At 63.7% G+C, this 15,757-nt stretch carries 9 protein-coding genes, 1 pseudogene and 1 riboswitch; of the genes and pseudogenes, 6 read left to right on the forward strand and 4 right to left on the reverse strand.

From position 1 onward, the window contains the following. Window positions 1–74: 74 nt before the first annotated feature. Complete coding sequence (locus RPMA_RS20180) at window positions 75–1,289, reverse strand: TrmJ/YjtD family RNA methyltransferase (protein WP_211909451.1); 1,215 nt, start codon at window positions 1,287–1,289, stop codon at window positions 75–77. Between the two features lie 379 nt (window positions 1,290–1,668). On the opposite strand from RPMA_RS20180, the gene RPMA_RS20185 reads away from it, so the two are divergent. Beyond that, window positions 1,669–2,883 (forward strand): NADP-dependent isocitrate dehydrogenase, encoded by a 1,215-nt coding sequence (locus tag RPMA_RS20185; RefSeq protein WP_211909452.1) that lies wholly within the window; start codon window positions 1,669–1,671, stop codon window positions 2,881–2,883. Window positions 2,884–2,947: 64 nt separating this feature from the next. Here the strand turns inward: RPMA_RS20185 and RPMA_RS20190 are convergent, their stop codons facing one another. Beyond that, entirely contained in the window at window positions 2,948–3,127 is a 180-nt protein-coding gene (locus tag RPMA_RS20190) for a hypothetical protein (protein ID WP_211909453.1), read from the reverse strand. A 170-nt stretch (window positions 3,128–3,297) separates the two neighbouring features. Between RPMA_RS20190 and RPMA_RS20195 the strand changes: the two genes are divergently transcribed. After that, window positions 3,298–5,361: a prolyl oligopeptidase family serine peptidase gene (locus RPMA_RS20195; protein WP_211909454.1), complete on the forward strand. Its 2,064-nt coding sequence runs from the start codon at window positions 3,298–3,300 to the stop codon at window positions 5,359–5,361. Between the two features lie 141 nt (window positions 5,362–5,502). Next, the gene (locus RPMA_RS20200) at window positions 5,503–6,207 is read left to right on the forward strand and encodes an SDR family oxidoreductase (RefSeq protein ID WP_211909455.1); all 705 of its coding nucleotides are present in this window, start codon (window positions 5,503–5,505) and stop codon (window positions 6,205–6,207) included. Window positions 6,208–6,228: 21 nt separating this feature from the next. Here the strand turns inward: RPMA_RS20200 and ybaL are convergent, their stop codons facing one another. After that, window positions 6,229–7,905, reverse strand: a complete 1,677-nt coding sequence (ybaL, locus tag RPMA_RS20205) for a YbaL family putative K(+) efflux transporter (protein ID WP_211909456.1) — start codon at window positions 7,903–7,905, stop codon at window positions 6,229–6,231. A gap of 234 nt (window positions 7,906–8,139) precedes the next feature. Beyond that, complete coding sequence (alaS, locus tag RPMA_RS20210; RefSeq protein ID WP_211909457.1) at window positions 8,140–10,815, reverse strand: alanine--tRNA ligase; 2,676 nt, start codon at window positions 10,813–10,815, stop codon at window positions 8,140–8,142. Window positions 10,816–11,019: 204 nt separating this feature from the next. Further along, window positions 11,020–11,114, forward strand: a riboswitch (glycine riboswitch). A gap of 138 nt (window positions 11,115–11,252) precedes the next feature. Here alaS and gcvT point away from each other — a divergent pair. The 3 genes and pseudogenes from gcvT (at window position 11,253) to gcvP (ending at window position 15,755) form a co-directional block, all read left to right on the forward strand. After that, on the forward strand, window positions 11,253–12,401 hold the full coding sequence (gene gcvT / locus RPMA_RS20215) for a glycine cleavage system aminomethyltransferase GcvT (protein WP_211909458.1): 1,149 nt from the start codon (window positions 11,253–11,255) through the stop codon (window positions 12,399–12,401). A gap of 11 nt (window positions 12,402–12,412) precedes the next feature. Next, window positions 12,413–12,778, forward strand: coding sequence for a glycine cleavage system protein GcvH (gene gcvH, locus RPMA_RS20220; protein ID WP_211909459.1), 366 nt, complete (start codon window positions 12,413–12,415; stop codon window positions 12,776–12,778). A 116-nt stretch (window positions 12,779–12,894) separates the two neighbouring features. Then, window positions 12,895–15,755, forward strand: a pseudogene (gene gcvP / locus RPMA_RS20225) (aminomethyl-transferring glycine dehydrogenase). The last annotated feature ends 2 nt before the right edge of the window (window positions 15,756–15,757 follow it).

Genomic DNA, 15,757 nt, shown 5'->3' on the forward strand with positions numbered 1-15,757 from the left:
CCGCCGGTCCCCGGATTGCGCTGCGCTTCATCCGGGCTACGGGGCCGTCGCAGAACCCGCCACCCGTTTCCTGATCAGCCCTGCCCCGGCATCCCGCTGTCCAGCAGCATCGCCAGCCGGTCCAGCTCCGGCGCGATATCCCGCGTCACGTCATCCGCACGGATCGCGCAGACGCGATAGCCGCGCTCCTCCAGCCAGGTCTGGCGGGAGGCGCGATCGGCGACGATCACCTCGGTTTCGTCGGGGTTCACCAGCTCCACCGCGATGCGCTCGGGGAAACTGACGAAATCCGGGATGTGGCGGCCGACCGGGGTCTGGCGCTTGAACTGGCCGGCGAAGCGGCGGTCGGCGCGCAGATGCTCCCACAAAATCCGCTCGGCATCGGTGGGGTTGCGGCGGAGCATGCGGGCGAGGCCGCGGACGGTGCCGCTCTCATGCTCCTTCGCCTTGCCGCCGTGTTCGGCCAGCAGCGCGCGCAGGCGCGTGGCCTGTTCGCCGTCGAGCACGCCGCCCTTGGCCGGGCCCTTGCGGCCCTCGGCGATGGCCATCACCACGCCGTGCAGCGTGTGCATGTCCTGCTTGGACGGCTCCATGCGGGTAAAGATGTTGCGCAGGTTCACCAGCATGGTGTCGCGCTTCTCCGGCGGGCGCAGGAACTCGACCTTGTCGAGTTCGGCGACGAGGTTGTCGAAGAAGGCCGTCATCTGATGCTGCGATGCACGCTCGGAGCGCTCGGGCATGGTGTAAGGCAGCGCGTTGGCGGTCGCCTGCTTGAACCATTCATAGCCGCACAGGAGCACCGCCTGGGCGAGGTTCAGCGAGGAGAAGCCGGGATTGACCGGGAAGGTCATGATCCGGTTGGCCAGCGCCACCTCCTCGTTCTGCAGGCCATAGCGCTCGCGGCCGAACAGGATGCCGGCGGTGGCGCCCGTCTTGATATGGGCGATGGTCTCGCTGGCGGCGGCGTCCGGGGCCATCACCGGCTTGGCCTGGTCATGGGCGCGGGCGGTGGTGGCATAAAGGAGGGTGCAGTCGGCGACGGCTTCTTCCACGGTGTCGAACAATTCGACGGCGTTCAGGACATGGTCGGCGCCGGAGGCGGCGCGCTGGGCGTGGACATTGGGCCAGCCGTCGCGCGGCTTGACCAGGCGCAGGCGGGTCAGGCCGAAATTGCCCATGGCGCGCGCGGCGGTGCCGATATTCTCGCCGAGCTGCGGCTCGACCAGAATGACCACGGGGCCCACGAGATCGCTCAGGGTCTTGCTGCGATCGGTGCCGGAGCCGCTCATGTCTTCACTTTCCGATTCAATCTCTGAAGATCCTGAATCAACCTCTGGGGGACTGGATTCGAGATCTTAACCTGTGTTCGCGCGAAGTCTCGCAAGGCGGCGTTTTCCCGAATGAAATGAGGAACTTGGCCGCAACCGTGAATCCTTAACAGGATATGACCTGCGGAGCCGCGCATATCGCCGCAGCGGGGCTTATGGGAGGATCGCTTTGAGCGCAAGACGGGCGTTTTCGGCCGTGGTTTCGAGCGGTTCTATCACATTGCATTCCGGCATGAATTTTGGGCCGAAACTGCATAGCGCCTGCGCTTTCGCCCCGCCATGGCCGGTGCTATAGCCGCGTCACGAACCCTTCCCGCAACGCGCTAAAGGCCCGAACCACATGGCAAAGATCAAGGTCGCCAACCCGGTCGTCGAACTCGACGGCGACGAGATGACGAGAATCATCTGGCAGTACATCAAGGACAAGCTGATCAACCCGTTCCTTGACGTGAACCTGATGTATTACGACCTCGGGATGGAATACCGCGACAAGACCGACGACCAGGTCACCGTGGATGCCGCCAACGCGATCAAGAAGTACGGCGTCGGCGTCAAGTGCGCCACCATCACCCCCGATGAAGCGCGCGTGAAGGAATTCAACCTCAAGCAGATGTGGAAGTCGCCGAACGGCACCATCCGCAACATTCTCGGCGGCGTGATCTTCCGCGAGCCGATCATCTGCTCGAACGTGCCGCGTCTGGTCCCCGGCTGGACCAAGCCGATCATCATCGGCCGCCACGCTTTCGGCGACCAGTACCGCGCCACCGACATCAAGTTCCCGGGCAAGGGCACGCTGACGATGAAGTTCGTCGGTGAAGACGGCACCACCATCGAGCGCGAAGTGTTCCAGGCCCCGGGCGCCGGCGTTGCGCTCAGCATGTACAATCTCGACGACTCGATCCGCGACTTCGCCCGCGCCTCGATGAATTATGGCCTGACCCGCAAGGTCCCGGTCTATCTCTCCACGAAGAACACGATCCTCAAGGTCTATGACGGTCGCTTCAAGGACATCTTCCAGGAGATCTACGACAACGAGTTCAAGACCAAGTTCGAAGCCGCCGGCCTGACCTACGAGCACCGCCTGATCGACGACATGGTCGCCGCGGCGATGAAGTGGTCGGGTGGCTATGTCTGGGCCTGTAAGAACTATGACGGCGACGTGCAGTCCGACACCGTGGCCCAGGGCTATGGCTCGCTCGGCCTGATGACCTCGGTGCTGCTGACGCCGGATGGCCAGGTGGTGGAAGCCGAAGCCGCCCACGGCACGGTGACCCGTCACTATCGCGAGCACCAGAAGGGCAAGGAAACCTCGACCAACTCCATCGCGTCGATCTTCGCCTGGACCCAGGGTCTCGCCCACCGCGCCAAGCTCGACAACAATGCGGAACTGGCCAAGTTCGCCAAGACCCTCGAAAAGGTCTGCGTCGACACTGTCGAAGCCGGCTTCATGACCAAGGACCTCGCGCTTCTGGTCGGTGCCGACCAGCGCTGGCTCTCGACCACGGGCTTCCTGGACAAGGTCGCCGAGAACCTGACCAAGGAACTGGCGGCCTAAGTTTCGGCCCTCAGCGCAACACCTATCGAAGTCCGGGGCGCCCAGGTGCCCCGGACTTTTCTGTTCAGGATGCCAGCGGCATGACGCTGTGGCGGGTGAGGATGTAGCGAGTTTCGACCTCACAGGGCCGGCAGGCAAATGTGCGGATCTCTGCCCCGTCCTTCTTCGGTCCGGTCGCCTCAACACTCACGAATTCGCGGCGCTGGTGGCAGGTGGGGCATGGCACGAGGCTGGAGCTGATCATGGGGCTTCTTCGAATCGGCGTGAATGTCCTCCGACTTTCGTCGGGACTGCGACACTTCGCATCACCAAGATGAGTGAAGCGCGAAAACCACAACCGGAACGGGTTGCCTTTTTCTGCCCATCCTTGCCCCATAACGACGCAGGCTTACTGCATTGCATTCCGAGGTATTTATGACCCTATCCAATCCCGCCGACGGCCGTGACGATCCCTATCTCTGGCTCGAGGAGATCGACGGTGAAAGGGCGGTCGCCTGGGTCGATGCGCAGAACACCCGTACCGACGGCTTCCTGGTGGATGAAAGCTACCAGCGTGATTTCGATGCGGTTCTGAAGATCCTGGATGCCGATGATCGCATCCCGTTCGTCGGCAAGTCCGGCGACTACCTCTACAATTTCTGGAAGGACGCCGAGCACCCGCGCGGCCTGTGGCGACGCACGACGCTGGAGAGCTATCGCAAGGACAAGCCCGATTGGGACGTGCTGCTCGACATCGACGCACTGAATAAGGCCGAGGGCATTTCCTGGGCCTTCGCTGGTGCCGCACGTTCTCCGGACAAGACGCGCGCATTGGTCAGCCTGTCCTTCAACGGCACCGACGCCATCGAGGTGCGCGAATTCGACATCGCGACCAAGAGCTTTGTCACTGACGGCTTCGTGATCCCCAAGGCAAAGACGCAGGTGTCGTGGGTCGATGACAACACGCTGCTGGTCGGCAGCGCGCAGACGCCGGATGACAGCACCGAGGCCGGCTATACCCGCACCGTGAAACGCTGGACCCGCGGCACGCCGCTGACGGCGGCGGAGACCGTGTTCGAGGTCGAGAAGCAGGATGTCGCGGCGTGGTTCGGCGTCAATCGCCGGCCCGGCCATGAAGGCCTGATGTTCTGGCGCGCACTGGACTTTACGCGCTCGCAGATCTTCGTCGAGCGCAAGCACGGCCCCCATGCAGGCCAGCGTCTGCAGCTGGAGCTGCCGGAAGAAATCAGCGTCGGCGCCGAAGCGAGTGACCTCCTGATCAGCCCGAAGCAGGACTGGACCGTTGGCGATCTCACCATCCCGGCCGGCGGGCTGGCCGTGATCGATCTCGCCAGCTTCCTCTCGGGCGCCCGCGATTTCGACATCGTCTTCAAGCCGACGCCGGAGCGTGCGCTGCAGTCATGGGCGGAGACGCGACACGGCATCGTGCTTGAGCTCCTGGACAATGTCCGCGGCCGCCTGTCCCTGCTGCGGCGGAGCGAGGCGGGCTGGCGGGAGACGCCCCTGCCCGGCCTGCCCGACAACGCCACCATTTCCGCGCAGAATTTCGGCGGCGAGGATGATCCCAAGCTTGGCGAGGACGTGCTGTTCACCATCACCGGTTTCACCCGGCCGACAACCACGGCGCTGTGGAACGGGCGCAGCGCCCCGGAGAAACTGAAGAGCGCCCCGCGCAATTTCGATCCCGAGGGCATCGAGGTGCAGCAGCGCCATGCGGTGGCGGAGGACGGGACGAAGATTCCGTATTTCCTAATCGGCAAGAACCTGTCGATGGCGACCGCGCCCCGGCCGACCATTCTCTACGGCTATGGCGGTTTCGAAGTCTCGCTGACGCCGTCCTATATGGCGATCGCCGGCAAGCTGTGGCTCGAACATGGCCATGCCTATGCCATCGCAAACATCCGCGGCGGCGGCGAATTCGGCCCGAGCTGGCATCTGGCCTCGCGCAAGAATACCAAGCATGTGGCCCATGACGACTTCGCTGCGGTGGCGCGTGACCTCGCTAACTCCGGCGTGACCACGGCCACAAAACTTGCCTGCCACGGCGGCAGCAATGGCGGCCTTCTGGTTGGCAACATGCTGACCCGCTATCCAAACCTGTTCGGTGCGATCTGGTGCAGCGTGCCGCTGCTCGACATGGCGCGCTACACCAAGCTACTCGCGGGACAAAGCTGGATCGCCGAATATGGCGATCCGGAAATTCCGGATGAGTGGGCCTATCTGCAGAAGTTCTCGCCCTATCACCTCGCCAAGGCCGGCCAGAACTATCCGCCGATCCTGATCACCACCAACCGCACCGACGACCGCGTGCATCCCGGCCACGCGCGAAAAATGGTGGCGCGTCTGCAGGAGCTGGGCTGTCCGGCCTGGTTCAACGAGACGGTGGCGGGCGGACACTCGGGCGCAGTGGACAACAGCAAGCAGGCGCAGAGCCAGGCGCTGGGTTACGCATTTCTGAGACGGACGATTGCGAAGTAAAGCATCGTCATTCCGGGGCGCGCATGGCGCGAACCCGGAATCTCGATATGATCGCGTTCCATTCCCTCACACGCCGGGATTCCGGGTTCGCGCCTGCCGCGCGCCCCGGAATGACAGCCTAGCAGGCAAAGGATCATCACCATGTCAGCCGGCAAAGTCGCCATCATCACTGCAGGCGGAAGTGGCATGGGGGCCGCTGCCGCCCGTCGCCTTGCAGCCGACGGTTTTTACGTCGCCATCCTGTCCTCGTCAGGCAAGGGCGAAGCGCTGGCGCAGGAGCTGGGTGGCATCGGCGTCACCGGCTTCAACCAGTCGCAGGACGATCTCAAGCGTCTGATCGACAGCACCATGGCCAAATGGGGGCGCATCGATGCACTGGTGAACAGCGCAGGTCACGGCCCGCGCGCGCCGGTGCTCGAACTCACCGACGAGCAGTGGCACACCGGCATGGATGTCTACCTGATGAATGTGATCCGGCCGACGCGGCTGGTCGCGCCGATCATGCAGGCGCAGAAGGCAGGAAGCATCATCAATATCTCCACGGCATGGGCGTTCGAGCCATCGGCGATGTTTCCGACCTCGGCGGTGTTTCGCGCAGGGCTGGCGTCCTACACAAAACTGTTCGCCGATGCGTTCGCCGCGTCGAATGTGCGAATGAACAATGTGCTGCCGGGCTGGATCGACAGCCTGCCGGCCACCGAAGAGCGCCGCCAAAGCGTGCCGATGCAGCGCTATGGCAAAAGCGAGGAGATCGCGGCCACCGTCGCCTTCCTCGCGTCCGATGGTGCGGGCTATATCACCGGCCAGAACATCCGCGTCGATGGCGGCATGACGCGATCGGTTTAGTCATAGATCGCGTCAATAGCACTACACCACGCCGGTTGCGCCGATCTGCAGGAGCATCGCCTTGGCGATCTCCTGTTCGCCCATGATCACGACATTGGCGCCGTGATATTTGAGATGCGCGACTTCCTCGTCGGAATGCGCACGAGCGATGATCGGCAGCGTCGGCGCCAGCGCACGGGCCTTGGCGACGATCTGGCCACCTTCGAACGCATCCGGAATGGCAACGAGAAGACCGCGGGCCTGGCCGATATTGGCGGCCTGCAGCATGTCCGGCGCCGCCGCATTGCCGGTGATCACGTCCACATGGCTTTCACGCAAACGCTCGACCACACCCGGCGTATCCTCGATGACGAGGAACGGCATCGACGCGGCACGCAGCGCCGTCGAGACCACACTGCCGACGCGGCCGTGGCCGACCAGCACGACGTGATTGGTGAGTTCGGACACCGGCGGGGGATCACGCACCACCGGCTTGGCCGGATCGGGCGGGCCCACCGGCTGCGGTTCAGCTTCCTCCTTGGCCACCATGCGATCGAGAATCGCGAAGAAGACCGGGTTGATCATGATCGAGATGATCGCCCCGGCCAGCACCAGATCACGGCCGCGATCCGGCAATAGCGCGAGGCTGACGCCGAGGCCGACGAGAATGAAAGAGAATTCGCCGATCTGCGCCAGCGACGCCGAGATCGTCAGCGCGGTCGATTGCGGATAACCGAACAGGCGCACGATGCCGAAGGCCGCGACGGATTTGCCGATCAGGATGATGAAGACGGTGGCCAGCAGCGGCAAGGGATCGCGCAGGATGATGCTGGGATCGACCAGCATGCCGACCGAGACGAAGAACAGCACCGCGAACGCGTCGCGCAGCGGCAGGGTTTCGTTGGCAGCGCGCTGGCTGAGTTCGGATTCGCTGAGGATCATGCCGGCGAAGAAGGCGCCCAGTGCGAAAGACACATCGAACACCACGGCCGCACCGAAAGCCACGCCGAGCGAGATCGCGAACACGGCGAGGCGAAACAGCTCACGTGAGCCGGTGTGGGCGACGTAATGCAGCATCGCGGGAATGACGCGACGGCCGACCACCAGCATGAAGATGACGAAGCCGGCAACCTTGCCGAGCGTGACGAGGAGCGGCGTCACCAGCGCCGACAAATCGCCGCCGCCCTGGCCTTTCAGCAGCGGCGCGATGGCCGGCAGCAGCACCAGCGTCAACACCATCGCAAGATCTTCGACGATCAGCCAGCCGATGGCGATGCGTCCACGCTCGCTATCGAGCAGGCGGCGCTCCTGCAGCGCGCGGAGCAGCACGACGGTCGATGCGACCGACAGCGCGAGGCCGAAGACGAGGCCGCCGCCGAGGCCCCAGCCCATCACTTCGCCGAGCGCGATGCCGAGCACCGTCGCCACCGCAATCTGCACGACCGCGCCGGGGATGGCGATGTTCTTGACCGAGAGCAGATCCTTCAACGAGAAATGCAGGCCGACACCGAACATCAGGAGAATGATGCCGATTTCAGCGAGTTCGTTGGCGAGCCCCTGATCCGCGACATAGCCCGGAGTGAACGGCCCCATCAGCACGCCGGCAAGGAGATAACCAACCAGCGGCGAGATGCGTATGCGCTGTGCAACCACACCGAGAATGAAAGCCAGCACGAGGCCGACGACGACGGTCGAAATCAGAGGGGTATTGTGCTCCATGCCGCTTTTTGCCGCATGGGAGCGTGGGATGCCAGAGTCAAATGAGGCTACTCATGGTCGCAGCCTCAAACGATGTCGTTATCGCGGCGAATGGTTGTGATGGCGGGGCCGAATACCTAACTATCTCTGTTAGGGCATTCAATTCTCAGCGTCATTGCGAGCGCAGCGAAGCAATCCAGCCTTCTTGCGGCTTTCTGGATTGCTTCGTCGCTGCGCTCCTCGCAATGACGACCTTTAGCCCGCGATCTTCGCCTCGATCGCCTTCAGCGCATCGTCGGCCTTGCCGCCATCGGGACCACCGGCCTGCGCCATATCCGGCCGGCCACCGCCGCCCTTGCCGCCCAGCGCCTCGGACGCAATCTTCACCAGATCGACGGCGCTGAAGCGCTTGGTCAGATCTTCGGTGACGCCGACCACGACGCCAGCCTTGCCGTCTTCACCGACATTGATGATCGCGACCACGCCGGAGCCGAGCTGCTTCTTGCCGGCATCCGCAAGGCTCTTGAGATCTTTCATCTCGATGCCCGAGACGGACTTCGCCATCAGCTTGGTGCCGCCGACATCGCGGACATCGCCGCCACCTGCGCCGGCCGCAGCGCCGGCGCTGCCGCCCATGGCGATGGTCTTCTTGGCTTCCGACAGTTCGCGCTCGAGCTTCTTGCGCTCTTCCATCAGGGCTGCGATTCGCGCCGGCATGTCGTCGAGCGTGGTGCGCAGCTCATTCGCTGCGCTCTTGGCAAGCGCCATGGTGTCGTTGGCGTGATGACGGGCCTGGGTGCCGGTCAGCGCCTCGATACGGCGTACGCCGGAGGCGACAGCGCTTTCGGCCGTGACCGAGATCATGCCGATATCGCCGGTGCGCTTCACATGGGTGCCACCGCAGAGTTCGACCGACCAGCCGAGTGCGTTGGTGCCTGAGTCACGCGGCATCTTGCCCATGGAGACGACACGGACTTCATCGCCATATTTTTCGCCGAACAGCGCACGCGCACCAGCCTCGCGGGCATCGTCCACCGCCATCAGGCGCGTGGTCACTTCGTCGTTTTCGAGCACGACATTGTTGGCGATGTCCTCGACCTGACGCAGCTCTTCGGGCGTGATCGGCTTCTGATGCACAAAGTCGAAACGCAGGCGCTTGTCGTCCACCGACGAGCCTTTTTGCGCGATGTGATCGCCCAGAACCTGACGCAGCGCTTCATGCAACAGATGCGTTGCCGAGTGATTGGCGCGGATCGCCGAGCGGCGGGTGTGATCGACATCGAGCGCCAGCGCGGTGCCGAGCTTGAGTTCGCCGCTCTCGACCGTGCCGAGATGCACGAACAGGTCGCCAGCACGCTTCTGGGTGTCGGTGACGCGGAAGGTGACGCCCTCGCCGGTGAGCACGCCGAGATCGCCGACCTGGCCACCGGACTCCGCATAGAACGGCGTCTGGTTCAGCACGATGGCGCCGGTCTCGCCGGCCTTGAGGCTCTCGACTTCGTTGCCGTCCTTCACCAGCGCGGTGACAGCACCTTCGGCGCTCTCGGTCTCGTAGCCGAGGAATTCAGTTGCACCGAGCTTTTCGCGCAGGCCGAACCACACGGTCTCGGTGGCAGCTTCGCCTGAACCAGACCAAGAGGCACGCGCCTTCTGCTTCTGCCGCTCCATCGCATCGGTGAAGGAGGCGATATCGACGGAGATGCCGCGATTGCGCAGCGCATCCTGGGTGAGGTCGAGCGGGAAGCCGAAGGTGTCGTAGAGCGTGAAGGCGGTCTCGCCGTCGAACATGTCGCCCTGCTTCAGCGTGGCGCTCTTGGTGTCGAGAATGCCGAGGCCCTTTTCCAGCGTGCGGCGGAAGCGGGTCTCTTCGAGGCGCAGCGTCTCCTCGATCAGCGAGCGCGCGCGCTGCAGCTCCGGATAGGCTTCACCCATCTCGCGCACCAGCGTGGCGACGAGCTTCCACATGATGGGCTCGCGTGCGCCCAGCAGCTGGCCGTGGCGCATGGCGCGGCGCATAATGCGGCGGAGCACGTAGCCGCGGCCTTCATTGGACGGCAGCACGCCATCGGCGATGAGGAAGGACGATGCACGCAGATGGTCGGCGATCACGCGCAGCGAGGCCTTCATCGGGCCCTGCGGATCGGCGCCGGTCAGATCGGCGATAGCGCGGATCAATGCGACGAACAGGTCGATGTCGTAATTGTCGTGCTTGCCCTGCAGCACCGCGGCGATGCGCTCGAGGCCCATGCCCGTATCGATCGATGGCTTCGGCAGTGCGAGGCGATTGCCCGGCGCGATCTGCTCGAACTGCATGAAAACGAGATTCCATATCTCGATGAAGCGGTCACCATCTTCATCGGGCGAGCCGGGAGGACCACCGGGGATCTTGTCGCCATGATCGAAGAAGATTTCCGAGCACGGACCGCAGGGGCCGGTATCGCCCATCTGCCAAAAGTTGTCCGAGGTCGGGATGCGGATGATCTTCGATTCAGAAAGGCCAGCCACCTTCTTCCAAAGGCCGAAGGCTTCATCGTCTTCCGAATAGACGGTGACGAGCAGCTTGTCCTTCGGGAGGCCGTATTCCTTGGTGATCAGATTCCAGGCGAGCTCGATGGCGCGTTCCTTGAAGTAATCGCCGAACGAGAAGTTGCCGAGCATCTCGAAGAAGGTGTGATGGCGCGCGGTATAGCCGACATTGTCGAGGTCGTTATGCTTGCCGCCGGCGCGCACGCATTTCTGCGAGGTGGTGGCGCGCTGATAGGGCCGCTTTTCGATGCCGGTAAAAACGTTCTTGAACTGCACCATGCCGGCATTGGTGAACATCAGCGTGGGGTCGTTGCGCGGCACCAGCGGCGACGACGACACGATGTCGTGGCCGTTCTTGGCGAAGTAATTCAGAAATGCCGACCTGATCTCGTTAACGCCGCTCATACCCGTCCAATCACGCCTGAAAACGGCCGCGGCAAATCCCGCGGCCTCGTGCCACAACCGGTCGCTTTTAGACCGGGGGGCACACGCCTGTCCAGAAACTGTGCAGGTGAATCATGGGGTTGCCGCGCTAGCACAGGGCCGTGGATGGATGCTGCAACCGCGTTGACAGTTTCCGGGAACGTGTGGTCTTGTGCCGACGTTGAACGACGTCACGTCGGGAGAGACCGATCCTGAGAGGGATCGGCGCCGAAGGAGCAACCGCCCCGGAAACTCTCAGGCAAAAGGACCGTGTGACGGACTAAGCATCTGGAAAGAGGCGCTGCGGGTGACCCGTGAGCGCCCGCCGACGGGATAATACTCTCAGGCACAGCGACAGATGGGGCTTCTGCGACACCCGCCGGGAATCTGCCCGGGGGAACCGCGAGGGCCCCTATTCGATGCTTGCAACCGACAAAAATTCAACTTTGAAACAAACGCCGCTCCACGCGCTGCATGTGGCGCGCGGCGGCAAGATGGTGCCCTTCGCCGGCTACGACATGCCGGTGCAATATGCCACCGGCGTGCTCAAGGAACATCTCCACACCCGCACAGCGGCAGGCCTGTTCGACGTGTCCCATATGGGACAGATCGTGCTGCGGGCCAAATCCGGCAAGGTCGAGGATGCCGCGCTGGCGCTGGAAAAACTGGTGCCGATGGACATCCTGTCTCTCGCGCCGGGCCGCCAGCGCTATGCGCAGTTCACCAATGAGACCGGCGGCATTCTCGACGACCTGATGGTGGCGAATTTCGGCGATCACCTGTTTCTCGTGGTCAACGCCGCCTGCAAATCGGAAGACGAAGCGCATCTGCGCAAGCATCTCGCCGATACCTGCATCATCGAGCCCCTGCCCGACCGCGCACTGATCGCGCTGCAGGGGCCGAAGGCTGCGGATGTACTCGCAAGATTCTGCCCGGAAGCGCCTGACATGAAGTTCATGGATGCCGGTCCGCATCAGGTGAACGGAATCGCCTGCTTTGTGTCCCGCTCTGGCTACACGGGCGAGGACGGCTACGAAATCTCGATCCCGAATGATCAGGCCGAAGCGCTCACCGCCGCTTTGCTCGACCATCCCGACGTGCTGCCGATTGGCCTCGGCGCCCGCGACAGCCTGCGGCTGGAAGCCGGCATGTGCCTTTACGGCCATGACATCGATACGACGACAACGCCCGTCGAAGGCAATCTGATCTGGTCGATCCAGAAGAGCCGCCGCACCGGCGGCGCGCGGGCCGGCGGTTTTTTCGGCAGCGAGGCGATTCTCGCACAGCTCGATGGCGGCGCGTCGCGCCAGCGCGTTGGGTTGAAGCCCGAGGGTCGCGCACCGGTCCGCGAAGGCGTGCTGCTATTTGCGGATGCGACCTCCAGCGATCCCATCGGCAAGGTCACGTCCGGCGGTTTCGGCCCGAGCATCTCGGCGCCGATCGCCATGGGTTATCTGCCCACGTCACACGCCAAAGAGGGGACTACGGTATTTGCCGAATTGCGCGGCCAACGCATGCCGATGACCGTCGCCCCCATGCCTTTCGTCCCGAACAACTACAAGCGTTGAGGAACTGACCCATGACCACCCTCTACACCGAAGACCACGAATGGCTGCAGATCGATGGCGACATCGTCACCGTCGGCATCACCGATTTCGCGCAGTCGCAGCTCGGCGATGTCGTCTTTGTCGAACTGCCCAAGATCGGCCGCACGCTGAAGAAGGCCGAAGCCGCCGCCGTGGTGGAATCGGTGAAGGCTGCCTCCGACGTCTATGCGCCGATCTCCGGCGAAGTGGTGGAGATCAATGACGGCCTCGCGGCCGAACCGGCGCTGGTGAATTCCGATGCCGAAAGCAAGGCCTGGTTCTTCAAGCTGAAGCTCGCCGACAAGAGCGAACTCGACGGCCTGATGGATGCCGAAGCCTATAAGGCGCACAGCGCCTGATCGGTGATCCGTAGGGTGGGCAAAGCGTAGCGTGCCCACCTTCACCTGCACTGCACTTGAAGGTGGGCACGTCGCTTCGCACCTTTGCCCACCCTACGATATTCGAGGAACATTTGATGACCCCGAGCACATCTGCTGACGTTGCCACCGATTTCGTGCGCCGCCATCTCGGTCCCTCGCCGTCCGATATCCAGGCGATGCTGGAGACGGTGAGCGCCAAGAGCCTGTCCGGCCTGATGAGCGAGACGCTGCCGGGCTCGATCCGCCAGAAGGCGCCGCTCGACACCGGCCGCGCGCTCAGCGAGACCGAAGCACTGGCGCATATGACGGAGCTGGCACAGGGCAACAAGGTCTTCACCTCACTGATCGGCCAAGGCTATCATGGCACGGTGCTGCCGACCGTGATCCAGCGCAACATCCTGGAAAATCCGGCCTGGTACACGGCCTATACGCCGTATCAGCCGGAGATCAGCCAGGGCCGCCTGGAAGCGCTGTTCAACTTCCAGACCATGATCTGCGACCTCACCGGCCTCGATGTCGCCAACGCGTCGCTGCTCGATGAAGGCACTGCCGCCGCCGAAGCGATGGCGCTGGCCGAGCGTGCGTCCTCGGTGCAGACCAAGACCTTCTTCGTCGATCACGAAGTGCATCCGCAGACGCTGGCGGTGCTGCGGACCCGCGCCGAGCCGCTCGGCTGGTCACTGCAGGTGGGCAATCCCCTCACCGATCTCGACAGCGCCGATGTGTTCGGCGCGCTGCTGCAATATCCCGGCACGACGGGCGTCGTGCGCGATCTCAAGCCGGCGATCGCCACGCTGAAGGCCAAGGGCGCGCTTGCTGTTGTTGCTGCTGATCTGCTGGCACTCACGCTGCTCGCGTCGCCCGGCGATCTCGGTGCCGACATCGCCGTCGGTTCTGCGCAGCGTTTTGGCGTGCCGATGGGCTATGGCGGTCCGCATGCCGGCTATATGTCGGTGCGCGATGCCATCAAGCGCTCGATTCCCGGCCGCCTCGTCGGCCTGTCCATCGATTCGCGCGGCGAGCCGGCCTATCGGCTAGCGCTGCAGACCCGCGAACAGCATATCCGCCGCGAAAAGGCGACGTCGAATATCTGCACCGCGCAGGTGCTGCTCGCCGTCATCGCCTCCATGTATGCGGTCTATCATGGCCCGAAGGCCTCAAGCACATCGCCCGCACCACGCATCGTCGCGCGCTGACGCTGGCGGCCGGCCTCAAACAGCTCGGCTTCGTACCGGAAAGCGAAGCCTTCTTCGACACGATCACGCTCAAGGTCGGCGACAAGCAGGCCGGCATCATCGCTCTCGCGCAGGCCGAGAAGATCAATCTGCACATCGGTAACGGCACCATCGGCATCGCGCTCGACGAGACGACGACGCCCGAAACGGTGGAAGCCATCTGGCGCGCCTTCGGCGGCAAGCTCGGCTATAGCGATGTCGAACACGGTGTCAGCGATGGCCTGCCGGCTGCGCTGAAGCGCTCGTCGCCGTTCATGACGCATCCGGTCTTCCACAGCCACCGCTCGGAAACCGAACTGCTCCGTTACATGCGCAAACTTTCGGACCGCGATCTTGCGCTCGATCGCGCGATGATCCCGCTCGGCTCCTGCACCATGAAGCTGAACGCCACCACCGAAATGATGCCGCTGACCTGGCCCGCCTGGGGCTCGCTGCACCCGTTCGTGCCGGCCGATCAGGCCAAGGGTTATCATCAGCTCTTCACCACGCTGGAGAAGTGGCTGTGCGACATCACCGGCTATGATGCCGTGTCGCTGCAGCCGAACTCCGGCGCGCAGGGCGAATATGCCGGCCTGCTCGCCATCCGCGGCTATCATGCGGCGCGCGGCGATCATCAGCGCACGATCTGCCTGATCCCCTCCTCCGCCCACGGCACCAACCCGGCCTCCGCCGCGATGGTCGGCATGAGCGTCGTCGTCGTGGCCTGCGACAAGGATGGCAATGTCGATGTGAACGACCTGCGCGCGAAAGCCGAGAAGCATTCGGCCAATCTCGCGGCGATCATGATCACCTATCCGTCGACCCATGGCGTGTTCGAGGAGCATATCCGCGACATCTGCGACATCGTCCATGAACATGGCGGTCAGGTCTATCTCGACGGCGCCAACATGAATGCACAGGTTGGCCTCTCGCGCCCCGGCGAATATGGCGCCGATGTCAGCCATCTCAACCTGCACAAGACTTTCTGCATCCCGCATGGCGGCGGCGGCCCCGGCATGGGCCCGATCGGCGTCAAGGCGCATCTCGCGCCTTACCTGCCCGGCCATCCCGCAACCAAGGCGGATGCGCCGGTCGGTCCGGTCTCGGCTGCGCCTTACGGCTCGGCGTCGATCCTGACCATCTCCTATATCTACATCCTGATGATGGGCGGCGCCGGCCTCACCTCGGCCACCGAAGTCGCGATCCTGAACGCGAACTACGTGGCAGCCCGGCTCGATCCGCATTTCCCCGTGCTCTATCGCAATCACAATGGCCGCGTGGCGCATGAATGCATCATCGATCCGCGTCCGCTGAAGGCGACATCGGGCGTCACCGTGGACGACATCGCCAAACGGTTGATCGATTACGGCTTCCACGCGCCGACCATGAGCTTCCCCGTCGCGGGCACGCTGATGATCGAACCGACGGAATCGGAATCGAAGGCGGAGCTGGATCGCTTCTGCGATGCAATGATCGCGATCCGCAAGGAAATCGCCGACGTGGAAGGCGGTCGCTTCAAGATCGAAGCCTCGCCGCTGCGTCATGCGCCGCATACGGTGCATGACATCGCCGAAGACGACTGGACGCGCGCCTATACACGCGCCGAAGGTTGCTTCCCCGCCGGCACGTCGCGCACCGACAAATACTGGTGCCCGGTCGGCCGCGTCGATAATGTCTATGGCGACCGCAACCTCGTCTGCTCGTGCCCGCCGATGGAGGACTACGCACAGGCGGCGGAGTAGAA

Origin of the sequence: Tardiphaga alba, assembly GCF_018279705.1 — a bacterium.
Classification (GTDB): domain Bacteria; phylum Pseudomonadota; class Alphaproteobacteria; order Rhizobiales; family Xanthobacteraceae; genus Tardiphaga; species Tardiphaga alba.

Excerpts from the sequence above, each read along its gene's own strand:
- RPMA_RS20200 (WP_211909455.1), top strand. The coding sequence starts at position 5,503 with ATGTCAGCCGGCAAAGTCGCCATCATCACTGCAGGCGGAAGTGGCATG.
- RPMA_RS20180 (WP_211909451.1), bottom strand. The coding sequence starts at position 1,289 with ATGAGCGGCTCCGGCACCGATCGCAGCAAGACCCTGAGCGATCTCGTG.
- RPMA_RS20185 (WP_211909452.1), top strand. The coding sequence starts at position 1,669 with ATGGCAAAGATCAAGGTCGCCAACCCGGTCGTCGAACTCGACGGCGAC.
- ybaL (WP_211909456.1), bottom strand. The coding sequence starts at position 7,905 with ATGGAGCACAATACCCCTCTGATTTCGACCGTCGTCGTCGGCCTCGTG.
- RPMA_RS20195 (WP_211909454.1), top strand. The coding sequence starts at position 3,298 with ATGACCCTATCCAATCCCGCCGACGGCCGTGACGATCCCTATCTCTGG.
- RPMA_RS20190 (WP_211909453.1), bottom strand. The coding sequence starts at position 3,127 with ATGATCAGCTCCAGCCTCGTGCCATGCCCCACCTGCCACCAGCGCCGC.
- gcvH (WP_211909459.1), top strand. The coding sequence starts at position 12,413 with ATGACCACCCTCTACACCGAAGACCACGAATGGCTGCAGATCGATGGC.
- alaS (WP_211909457.1), bottom strand. The coding sequence starts at position 10,815 with ATGAGCGGCGTTAACGAGATCAGGTCGGCATTTCTGAATTACTTCGCC.
- gcvT (WP_211909458.1), top strand. The coding sequence starts at position 11,253 with ATGCTTGCAACCGACAAAAATTCAACTTTGAAACAAACGCCGCTCCAC.